We start from the raw sequence: 10,702 nt of genomic DNA on the forward strand, positions 1-10,702 counted from the left end.
GCGGGGCGGGGTGGTCAACGGGGTACACCTCTGCGGCAGTAGGGCAGTACGCCCATACGATCAGCGCCTCCGGGTGCCGCACGGGCGGCGCGCGTCGCTGTCCCCCGTACGCGGTAACGTGGCTGGCCGTACCGCCGTCTCCCGAAGGACCCAGAAGCCTCCATGCCTGCCCAGCCCCCCGCGGTCTCCGTGATCATGCCGGTGCTCAACGAGGAACGTCATCTCAGGAACTCGGTCCGGCACATCCTCGACCAGGAGTACGAAGGCGAGATGGAGGTGGTGATCGCGCTCGGGCCCTCGACGGACCGTACGGACGAGATCGCCGCCGAGCTGGTACAGGAGACCGCGTCGCACCCGCGCGCCAGTGTCCGTACCGTCCCCAACCCCACGGGCCGCACGCCCGCCGCGCTGAACGCCGCGATCAAGGCGTCCAGCCACCCGGTGGTGGTGCGGGTCGACGGCCACGGCATGCTCTCGCCCGACTACATCGCGACCGCGGTACGGCTGCTGGCGGAGACCGGCGCGCAGAACGTCGGCGGGATCATGCACGCCGAGGGCGAGAACGACTGGGAGCGCGCGGTGGCCGCCGCGATGACCTCGAAGATAGGGGTCGGCAACGCGGCGTTCCACACCGGAGGCGAGGCGGGGCCCGCCGAGACGGTGTATCTGGGTGTCTTCCGGCGCGAGGCCCTCGAAGAGCAGGGCGGCTACAACGAGGAGTTCATCCGTGCCCAGGACTGGGAGCTGAACTTCCGTATCCGCGAGGCCGGCGGCGGGATCTGGTTCTCGCCCGAGCTGCGGGTGCGGTACCGGCCGCGGCCCTCGGTCAGGGCGCTCGCCAAGCAGTACAAGGACTACGGGCGCTGGCGCCATGTCGTCGCCCGCTACCACTCCGGCTCGATCAATCTGCGCTATCTCGCGCCGCCGGCCGCGGTCTGCGCGATCGCCGCGGGCATTGTGGTCGGCGCGGTGCTCACGCCCTGGGGGCTGATCGTCCCGGCCGGCTATCTCGCCGCGATCGTCGCGGGCTCGGTGCCGGCGGGCCGGGGGCTGCCGCTGAAGGCCAGGCTCCAGATCCCGGTGGCGCTGGCGACCATGCACATGTCGTGGGGGTACGGCTTCCTGACCAGCCCGCGGTCCCTGGCGAAGAAGGTCATCGCGAGCCGCCGCCCCGCCGTACGGCCGGCGGTCGAGGCGTAACCGTACGTAGGGGGCGGGGCGTAACCGTACGCGCGGAACGCGGGCGGCCCGGTCAGCGGTGGAGCGCGGGCACGCCCCGGTCAGCAGGACGTGGGCAAGTCCCAGTCAGCAGCAGGACGCGGGCAGACCCCGGTCAGAAGCGGTACGGCGCGTACACCGGCATGCACTTGTCCTTCTCCGAGCCGTTGAGCGGGTCAGCCGACTCCGGTATCCCGCCCGCCACGGGCTTGGACGCCTTCGGATACGAGGCCCCCTCGCGCCAGTCCGCGCCCACGACCAGCGTGACACCCGAGACGTCCGTCGACCGCTTCACCGAACTCAGCGGGATTCCCAGGGACTTGGCCACCGCCTGCGCGTCCCCCTCCAGATCCGCGCTGGGGAAGGTGACCGACGTCCGCTCCTGCGGACTGGGCGTGGAGTCCGCCTGGGCCAGGGTGTAGCCCTTGGCGTTGAGCCGCGCGGCGATGTCGGCGGCGCGGCGCGGCACCGCGCTCTGCTGCTCGCTGCCCGTGCCATTCCGTACGATCACGCCGGTCTCGGCGGGCGGCGCCGCCGGGTCCTTGGAGAGCGGCTCGGCGGGCTCGGCGGTCTTCTTGGCGTCGGCGGGGCCGCCGTTGCTGTCGAAGGCGACGTCCTCGCGGACCATCTCCCAGACCTTGTCGGCGTCGGGCTCCAGGGGTATCAGGTGGTTACGGTCGAGGGGGTCCTCGACGGACGGCATGGTCGTCATGGTGAGACGGTTCGTCGGCACGCTCTTGAGCTGCATGGCCAGGTCGTACAGCTTCTTGACCGTACCGATCTCCTCGGACACCTCGAGCGACTTGGTCGCCGCCTCCGCGAGACCGGTCAGCCGCATCGTGTCGGTGAAGACGTTCTGCGACTTCAGCTCACGGATCATCGCGTTCATGTACATGTGCTGGGCCTTGGCGCGGCCCAGGTCGCTCTCGAAGGCGTGCCGGGTGCGCAGCCACTGGAGGGCCTGCTTGCCCTGGATCTGGTGCGTACCGGCGGTCAGTTTCAGCCCTGAGCCGCCCGGGACGCCGGGCAGCGGCCGGTCCCAGACATTGTTCTGGACGCAGACCTCGACGCCGCCTATCGCGTCGGCCATGCTCACCACACCGGAGAAGTCGATCGTCATCCAGTGGTCGATGTAGACGCCGGTCAGCTTCTCCCAGGTGCTCAGGGTGCAGCCGGCGCCGCCGCGGGCCAGGCTCTCGTTGATGATCGCGTTGGTCTTCGGCCAGACCTTGCCGGTCCTGGCGTCCTTGCACTCGGGGATGTCGACCCGGGTGTCGCGCGGGATGCTCACGACCGAGGCGTTCTTCCGGTCGGCCGAGACATGGACCAGCATCTGGACGTCGCCCAGGGGCGGGTTGCCCGCGGTGTCCTTGCTGCCGCCGAGCTTGACGTTCTCGGCTGTGGCGCGGCTGTCGGAGCCGATCAGCAGGATGTTGAGGGGGGTCTGGCCGGCGCCGTTGGCATCGGGTTTCCTGACCCCCGTGGAGCCGTTGCTGCGGTCGCCGCTGCGGATATTGGCGTTGAGGTGCCGGTAGTAGAGATAGCCGGCGCCGGCGGTGCCGAGCAGGAGGAGTACGAGGACGCCGGCGATCCAGCGGAGTACTCGCCAGGGACCGCGCCTGGAGCGGCGGCGGGCGGCGGAGCCACCGGCGGTCCTGTCCCGGCCGTCCTTGCCGTGGGTCGCGGCCTCGGTCTCCGCGTCTCCCGTAGCGGCGCTGTCAGCCGGAGCGCCGCCGGCCGCCTGAGCGGTGCTGCTCGGAGCCGTGTCCGGGGCCGCGTCAGGGCCGTCGCCGCGGTCCGTCGGGCCTGAGCCCTCCGTGTCCGCCGCGCCGGTCCCGTCGCTCTCGTACAGGCTGTCGTCCCAGCCCAACTCCCGGGGATGCGGTACGTGTTCGCCCGCACCCTCCCGCTGCACACTGCTCTGACGCACCAAGATCCCCCCGTCAGCCCGTCCGTACCAGCCGTCTGGGCCGTATGAGCCGGACAAGCCGCGTAAGCCGTATCAGCCGCACAAGTCTTCGGTCCGCCGTCACTTGGCACAGACCTGCTTGTCGGCTTCCACCTTCTGCACACCTTCCGGCGCCTTTGCCGGTCCGGTGATGGGTATGCCCGCGCCCTTGAAGTCCGCCCCGAGGGTCAGCGTCATCGCCTCAAGCCCCACGGCGTCCTCCGTACCCGGCTTCAGAGCCGCGGCGGGCAGCCCCATCATCGCAGCGAGCGCCCGCGCCTGGTCCGCCTGGTTCGGCGCGTACTCCAGGGTCGTCTTGGGCAGGTCGGCGCCGGGGGAGTTGCCCTTGTTGGTGGACTTCGGCACGCCCTCGGTGTTCTGGAGCCAGGCCAGGGTCTCCTGCGCGGAGCCCTGCGGGCCGCCGCCGTTGTACACGTCGACCCGTACGTCCTCGGGAGCGGCCTTGGGGCCCTTCAGCAGCGCGGCCTGCTTGCTCTTGGCCGCCGCCTCCTGCTGCTTCACCTCGGTGAGCGACGTGTCGCTCTGCATCATCGCGAACAGCGGCTTCGCCCTGGTGTCATCGACGATCACCGTGGCCTTGACGACCTCCGCCGGGTTGTCGACCACCGGCAGCGTGGTGAAGGTGATGTTCTTCGGGTTGACCTTGGCGAGTTCCTTGGCGAGGTCGCTGAGCTTCTGGATGCTGCCGATACCGGTGTCGACGGTGAGCGCCTTCGTCGCGGCCTCCGCCAGACCGAACAGCTTCTGCGGGTCCGTGAGGGTGTCGCCGGACTTGATCTTCCGGATCATCGAGCCGAGGAACTGCTGCTGCGTCTCGATCCGGCTGAGGTCGCTCTCGTTGCCGAAGGCGTGCCGTGTCCGTACGAAGGCGAGGGCCTGCTCGCCCTCGACGGTGTGGGTGCCCTTGCTCAGCTTGAGATGGGACTTGGGGTCGTCGACGTCCTTGGCGACACACACCTCGACACCGCCGACCGCGGTCGACAGTGTCTTGACCGCGTTGAAGTCGGCCATCATGAAGTGGTCGACCGTGAGTCCGGTGATCTCCTTGACCGTACGCATCGTGCAGCCCGGGTCGCGGCCGTCCTGGCCGAGGCTGGTGTTGAACCGGACCTGCGAGGTGCCTGGGATGACCTCGGTGCCCTCGGCGGTCTTCGTCTCGCAGTCGGGCACGTCCGTGATCAGGTCGCGCGGAATGGACAGCACCGTCGCGTTCGTACGGTCCTTGGAGACATGGAACAGGAGATTGGTGTCGGCGTGGCCGACGCTGCCCGCGTCTCCGTACCCCTCGTTGCCGGCGCCGGTCCGTTTGTCCGTGCCGATCAACAGTATGTTGATGGCCTGGTCCTTCTTGAAGCCGCCGCTGCCCGCGCTGCCGATGTCGATCTTCTCGATGTTGCTGTTGAGGTGCTGGTAGTAGGCGTACCCGCCGATGGAACCGGCGACGAGCAGAACCGCCAGCGCCCCGCCGGTCCAGACCAGCACCTTCTTCTTGCCCGACTTCTTCGCCTTGCGCTTGCGGCGGCCGGCTGCGGCGGACGCGCTGTCGGGCTGGCCCTTGCCCGCACGACGGCTGCGCTGCCCGGGGACGTCGGCGCGGGTGCCCGCGCTCTTACCCGTGCCCGTGGAACGGCTTTCGGTGACCGTGCTCGTACCCGTACGCGCGGAACCGTTTCGTGCGGTGCGGGCGGCGCCGGTACGTGCCGTACCGCTGCGGGGAGTGCCCTCGGCCGGTGTGGCGTTCTCGGCGCTCTCGCGCGGGGCGCCCGCTCTCCGGGCCCCCGGCTGTCCGGCACCGCCACGTCTGCCGGCGCCCCGTGGGCGGGAGGAGGGCGGCTGCCCTGTGGAGTGGTCCAGTCGCAGTTCGTAGTTACCCGTCTGCGGGTTGAGGACCCACTGGTCGGCGGGGTCGATTTCGTCCGCCTGCCCACGGCTATGCGCATCCACGGTTGCTTGAATCCTCCGTCGGTGCCACGCGAGGCGCCTCCCCCAAGGCGCTCGGTCTTTCGATCCATCAGTGCACGGCCTCGTGGGCCAAAACACCGGATCGCGTCACACTATCCGCCCGGTTCAGTGTCGAGCGACGCCAGTGACAAATTCCACGACCCTTACAAGCGGGCAATCCACCCAATCTTCATAGACTGAAGGTCTCTCTTTGGACATCGTTTTACTCACACAGGCCCGCCGCGGCATTCGAACCCTCGAAAGTGGGGGTGGAGCCCGGACTTGGGGCGGTGCTTGGGGCGGTGGTGGGAGTGGGGCTGTTCCGCTCCGTACCGCTGTCCTTCGCGTCCGCGGTGTCCTTGGCGGACTCCGTAGCACTGTCCGTGGGGGACTGCGAGATGGAGACGGGTTCGTCCTCGCGCAGCCGCTCGAAGAGATTCTCCGCGTCGGGCTCGACGAGTTCGTCGCGATTCGGGTCCGCGCTGTAAGGCTGGCGCGGCACCGTCATGAATTGCACCTTTTCGGTCGGTACGCTCTGCATGGAGCGCGCCAGTTCATAAAGGTCGGGCAGGGTGGCGAGTCCCGGATCGGTGGTGAGGGACTTCGTCGCCGCGTCCAGCACCGGATAGAGCCGGGTCGGATTGAGCAGTACGCCGTTGCTCCGCACCTTCTTGAACAGCGCGCCGAGGAAACGTTGCTGCCGCTCCATGCGCTGGGTGTCGCTGCCGTCGCCGATGCCATGGCGCGCCCGTACGAAGCCGAGTGCCTGCTCGCCGTCCAGAGTCTGCCTGCCGGCGGGCAGGCGGAGAAGTGCCTGTACGTCGTCGACGGGCTCCTTGAGGCAGACCTCGACGCCGTCCACCGCGTCCACCACGTCCTTGAAGCCTGTGAAATCGATCACCATGTGGTGATCGATCCGTATGCCCGTCAGCTTCTCGACCGTACGTATGGTGCAGGCGGCGCCGCCGAACTGGAACGCCCAGTTGAACTGGGCGAACTGGGCCGTGCTGCGGGTGCCGTCCGGCTTGCGGCAGCTCGGGACCTCCACCATCAGATCGCGCGGCAGGGACACGGCCGTGGCGCTCTGCCGGTCGGCGGCGAGATGCAGCAGGATCGTGGTGTCGGAGCGCTGTGAACCGCCGTCGTCCTGACCGTACTTGCCATTGCCCTCGCCTGAGCGGGTGTCCGAACCGATGAGCAGGATGTTCTTGGCATCCAGCACGATCGGGGTGGGACGTTCCTTCTCGTACGTACGCAGCTCGGCGGCGGTGGTGGTGTCGGTCCTGATGTTGCCGTCGAGTTTCTTGTAGAACCACCAGCCCACACCGGCGGCGGCGAGCACGACGACGGAGGTGCCGAGCGCGGTCCAACGCAGCCAGTGGTGGCCGCGGTTGGGGCGCGATGCGGTGATCCCGGCATCGTTGTCGTCGTCGGCTCCGTCGCCGGTACCGGCCGGTTCGGCCGGCGCTTTGCCAGCACTGTCGGTCACGTCTGCGTCCATCCTTCAGGGCGTCGGCGGCGCGCTGAGCCGCCGGTTGCAGGGGTAGACGGGCGAACGCGGCGGTTGGTTGTGCTGTGAGTTGTGTGAGTTGCTGTGAATCGCGGGTGTCCCCGAATCGTCCACCGCTCGGTGACGGTGCGTGTTACGGGGAGGTTCGGGGGTGATGACGACGGTGTGTTGACGGTGACGGGGTGTGGTGGTGTCGGTGTGTGTTGTGACGGTGACGGTGTGTTTTCCGTTGGTCACGGCTTGAACGCTGCCCGCTGAACAGCGCTGCCTGTTGCCCGGTCCCGCCGCCCGGCCCGGCCGGTGGATCAGAGCGCGCGGTGGGTCACCCGCTCGCTCTCGGCGCGCTTTTCGAGGCCGTCGGCCGGCAGCCGGTCGAGATGGCGGCAGAGCACGGCGGAGGCGCCCGCGGCGAGCGGTGCGAACAGCCCGGCCGACAGCCCCTCCCAACTCCCGTACGAGAGCCCCGACATCAGCCGGGATCCCGCCGTCAGACCGCGCCCGTCGGCGTCCTCGCGCGCCCGCGCGACGAGTTGGGCCGAGGTCAGTTCCGTACCGTCCACGCTCAGCGCGGGTCCGTCCGGGTCCACGGGTGCGTACGGTACGAAGCGGTCGCCCTGGCCCGGCACCTCGACCGCGTAGTCGATGAAGCCGTCCGGCGGCTGCGGGAACCGGCCGCCCAGCGGGCGCAGCGCGAGCGCCACCCGCTCCCCGCCGCAGGCGCGTGCCGCGTCGAGTGTGTCCGGGCCGCTGACGACGAGATCGGCATCGGCCGGGTCGCCCCCGATCCCGACGGTGACACCGACCGAGGAACAGGCGAGCAGCCACACCGCGCTCTGCCAGTGCGCGGGCAGCAGCAGCGCGAGCCGGTCGCCCGGGGCGGCGGCGAGATCGCCCTGGAGGAGGTTCGCGGTCTTGGACACCCAATTGGCGAAGGTGGCGACGGACAATTCGACGCGCTCACCGGTGGCATCGTCGTAGAAGGTGATCAAGGGGCGGGCCGGATCCGTGGCGAGAGCGGATCGCAGCAGGTCGGCGGGGGTGCGGTCGCTGGCATTCACCCGGGAAAGGGTACGCGGCGGAGCGCGGCGGCCACGGCCGTACCGGTGACGCGGTCCACCGGTTGGACCGCCGCGCGCCCGGCTTTCCGGCCGCTCCCCGGCGGGCGGGTACGGCGACCCGCCCCCAGGATCGGCACATGCGTGCCTACTTCGCCACCCCGGTCGCCCTGACGTACACCGTCACCCTGACCCTTCCGCTGGCCATCCCGCTGTCCCTGCCGCTGTTCCTGCTGCCGGCGAACGCGGCCGTCACGGACCGCGCGGCTCCCGGGGCCCGCGCATCGGCGGCGGTCGCGTTACGGCATGACGCGGGGCGGGAGGCCGACGCGGCGGCGTCGCGGACGGCTCCCGCCGATCCCGGACCCGATCCCGGACCCGATCCCGGACCCGGACCCGGCCCCGGTTCCACGCGGTCGCTTCCGCTGACGGCCTTCGCCGCCACCGACCGGCTGTCCGGCGCCGCCCCCGGCATGGGGCTGACCCGCCGGCATGTGCAGCGGTTCTCCCTGCTCGGTGTCGTCTGGGACGACGCCGACGCGGAGCTCCGGGGCACCGTCGAGGTCCGCACCCGCTCGGCCGCCACACACACCTGGTCCGGCTGGCAGAGTCTGCGGACCCACAACCGCGAGCACGGCGCCGACCCCGGTACGGCCGAGCGTGCGGCGGCCGGTGTGCGCGGGGCCACCGCGCCGCTCTGGGTGGGACGTTCGGACGGCGTCGAGGTCCGCGTACGGCCGACGGAGCGGCCGGGCAGGGCAGGACCGTCCCATGTGCCGCTGCCGCAGGGACTGCGGCTGGACCTGGTCGACCCGGGTGACGATCCCGTACGGCACGGCCGGGCCGGAGTCCCGGCGGAGGCCGTCCCCGCCGAGGCCTTTCCCGCCGCGTCCGTCCGCGCCGACGCCAACTCCGCGGCGTCCGTCTCCGCCGCGTTCGCGAGGCCGTACATCGGACCACGTCCCCGTATCGTCACGCGCGGTGGCTGGGGCGCCGACGAGTCGCTGCGCGAGCGGCGGTTCGGCTACAGCGGCACCGTCACGGCGGCCTTCATCCACCACAGCGCGACCGGGAACAACTACACCTGCCGGCAGTCCGCGTCCGTTCTGCGCGCCATCTACCGCTACCACGTCAGAAGCTACGGCTGGCGCGACTTCGGCTACAACTTCGCCGTCGACAAGTGCGGAACGATCTACGAAGGCCGTGCGGGCGGCATCGCGAAGCCCGTCCTGGGCGCGCACACGCTCGGCTTCAACAAGAACACGGTGGGCATCGCGGTGCTCGGAACGTACAACGGCACCAAGCCCCCGACGGCCGCCACGACCGCCGTCGCCAGGCTCACCGCCTGGAAGCTCGGCCTCCACGGCATCAACCCGCGCGGGACGGTGACACTGACGTCCGCGGGCAGCGGCAAGTACAAGAAGGGGACGAGAGTCGGCCTCCACGCCATCGCCGGGCACCGCGACGGAGTGAACACCGACTGCCCGGGAAGCCGACTGCACGCGAGGCTCGGTACGGCGCGCGACAAGGCGGCGCGGTACCAAGGCCGTTGACGTGAGGCGGTCGACGCGAGGCCGATGGCGCGGGGCAGTTGGAGAGCGAGGGACGGCAAACACTGGTCGGTTCCGTGTACGGACGCCGGTATGCATGTACGTGCGGATCCCTGTAGGTACGAACGGAAGCCGTACGGCGGCCCCAGCGGGAAGCGGAGACGACACGGTGACAGAAGCGATCCTCCTGGTCGGCGGCAAGGGCACCCGGCTCCGGCCGCTCACGGTGCGCACGCCCAAGCCGATGGTGCCCGCGGCGGGCGTACCGTTCCTGACCCACCAGCTCGCCCGCGCCCGTGAGGCGGGCGTCGAGCACATCGTCCTCGCGACCTCCTATCTGGCCGAGGTGTTCGAACCGTACTTCGGCGACGGTTCGGCGCTCGGCCTGGAACTGGAGTACGTGACCGAGCGCGAGCCGCTCGGCACGGGCGGCGCCATCCGCAATGTCGCCTCCCGGCTGCGCTCCGGGCCCGGCGACCCCGTACTGATCTTCAACGGCGACATCCTGACCGGCCTGGACATCCGCGCGCTGGTCGGCACCCATACGCGGTCGGGCGCCGACATCTCCCTCCACCTCACCCGGGTCGAGGACCCGAGGGCGTACGGGCTGGTGCCGACGGACAAGAACGGGCGGGTGACGGCGTTCCTGGAGAAGCCGCAGACGCCGGAGGAGATCGTCACGGACCAGATCAACGCGGGCGCGTATGTCTTCCGGCGCTCGGTGATCGACGCGATCCCGGAGGGGCGGCCGGTGTCGGTGGAGCGCGAGACCTTCCCGGACCTGCTGGCCGCAGGCGCGCATCTTCAGGGCATGGTCGACTCCACGTACTGGCTGGACCTGGGCACCCCGCACGCCTTCGTCCGCGGCTCCGCCGACCTGGTCCTGGGCCGCGCCCCGTCCCCGGCGGTCCCGGGCCGCTGCGGCGAACACCTGATCCTCCCGACGGCCTCGGTGGCCCCGGACGCGAAACTCTCCGCGGGTACGGTGATCGGCCCCGGCGCCGTCATCGGCTCCGGCGCCCGCCTCACCGCCACCGCGGTCCTCCCGGACGCGGTCGTCGAACCGGGCGCCCAGATCACCCACTCCCTCATCGGCAGCAAGGCCCGCGTGGGCGCCCGCACCGTCCTGGCGAACGCGGTGATCGGCGACGGCGCGACGATCGGCGCGGACAACGAACTGCGGGACGGCATCAGAATCTGGTGCGACCGCACGCTCCCCCCGGCAACGGTGAGATTCTCCCCGGACGAGTAGCCCGGCGGCACCGTGTCTATGTCCTCAATCGCCGGACGGGCTGACTCAGCCCGTCCGGTCCTGGAGGACCCGGCACTGCAGCCTGTCCGGCGTTTGAGGACGAATCGGGGGTCCGGGGGCCTGCCCCCGGTTTCGGGAAGGGGCGGGTCAGGGGAAAACCCACCGGGCCGTACGCTCGGCGGAGACACCGACCCCGACCCCCAGGAC

Annotated in this window: 7 protein-coding genes; 3 read left to right on the forward strand and 4 right to left on the reverse strand. The window is 70.4% G+C overall.

Annotated features, from left to right (window positions below):
* Positions 1-162: 162 nt before the first annotated feature.
* Positions 163-1,200 carry a glycosyltransferase family 2 protein gene (locus tag WH07_RS34015; protein WP_046508721.1) on the forward strand — a complete coding sequence of 346 codons (1,038 nt, stop codon included), beginning with the start codon at positions 163-165 and terminating at the stop codon, positions 1,198-1,200.
* Between the two features lie 133 nt (positions 1,201-1,333).
* Here the strand turns inward: WH07_RS34015 and WH07_RS34020 are convergent, their stop codons facing one another.
* The 4 genes from WH07_RS34020 to WH07_RS34035 form a co-directional block, all read right to left on the reverse strand.
* Positions 1,334-3,148: an LCP family protein gene (locus WH07_RS34020; RefSeq protein WP_079023790.1), complete on the reverse strand. Its 1,815-nt coding sequence runs from the start codon at positions 3,146-3,148 to the stop codon at positions 1,334-1,336.
* Positions 3,149-3,247: 99 nt separating this feature from the next.
* Positions 3,248-5,131 carry an LCP family protein gene (locus tag WH07_RS34025; RefSeq protein ID WP_046508722.1) on the reverse strand — a complete coding sequence of 628 codons (1,884 nt, stop codon included), beginning with the start codon at positions 5,129-5,131 and terminating at the stop codon, positions 3,248-3,250.
* Positions 5,132-5,351: 220 nt separating this feature from the next.
* Complete coding sequence (locus WH07_RS34030; RefSeq protein WP_046508724.1) at positions 5,352-6,629, reverse strand: LCP family protein; 1,278 nt, start codon at positions 6,627-6,629, stop codon at positions 5,352-5,354.
* A gap of 314 nt (positions 6,630-6,943) precedes the next feature.
* The gene (locus WH07_RS34035; protein ID WP_046508726.1) at positions 6,944-7,696 is read right to left on the reverse strand and encodes a TIGR03089 family protein; all 753 of its coding nucleotides are present in this window, start codon (positions 7,694-7,696) and stop codon (positions 6,944-6,946) included.
* A gap of 137 nt (positions 7,697-7,833) precedes the next feature.
* On the opposite strand from WH07_RS34035, the gene WH07_RS34040 reads away from it, so the two are divergent.
* Both WH07_RS34040 and manB read left to right on the forward strand, forming a co-directional pair.
* Positions 7,834-9,246 carry a peptidoglycan recognition protein family protein gene (locus WH07_RS34040; RefSeq protein WP_046508728.1) on the forward strand — a complete coding sequence of 471 codons (1,413 nt, stop codon included), beginning with the start codon at positions 7,834-7,836 and terminating at the stop codon, positions 9,244-9,246.
* 166 nt (positions 9,247-9,412) lie between these two features.
* Positions 9,413-10,495, forward strand: coding sequence for a mannose-1-phosphate guanylyltransferase (gene manB, locus WH07_RS34045; RefSeq protein WP_046508730.1), 1,083 nt, complete (start codon positions 9,413-9,415; stop codon positions 10,493-10,495).
* The last annotated feature ends 207 nt before the right edge of the window (positions 10,496-10,702 follow it).

Source organism: Streptomyces odonnellii (assembly GCF_000981895.1).
Classification (GTDB): Bacteria; Actinomycetota; Actinomycetes; order Streptomycetales; family Streptomycetaceae; genus Streptomyces; species Streptomyces odonnellii.

Coding starts and splice junctions, on each gene's coding strand:
- WH07_RS34015 (WP_046508721.1), top strand. CDS start 163: ATGCCTGCCCAGCCCCCCGCGGTCTCCGTGATCATGCCGGTGCTCAAC.
- WH07_RS34030 (WP_046508724.1), bottom strand. CDS start 6,629: ATGGACGCAGACGTGACCGACAGTGCTGGCAAAGCGCCGGCCGAACCG.
- WH07_RS34040 (WP_046508728.1), top strand. CDS start 7,834: ATGCGTGCCTACTTCGCCACCCCGGTCGCCCTGACGTACACCGTCACC.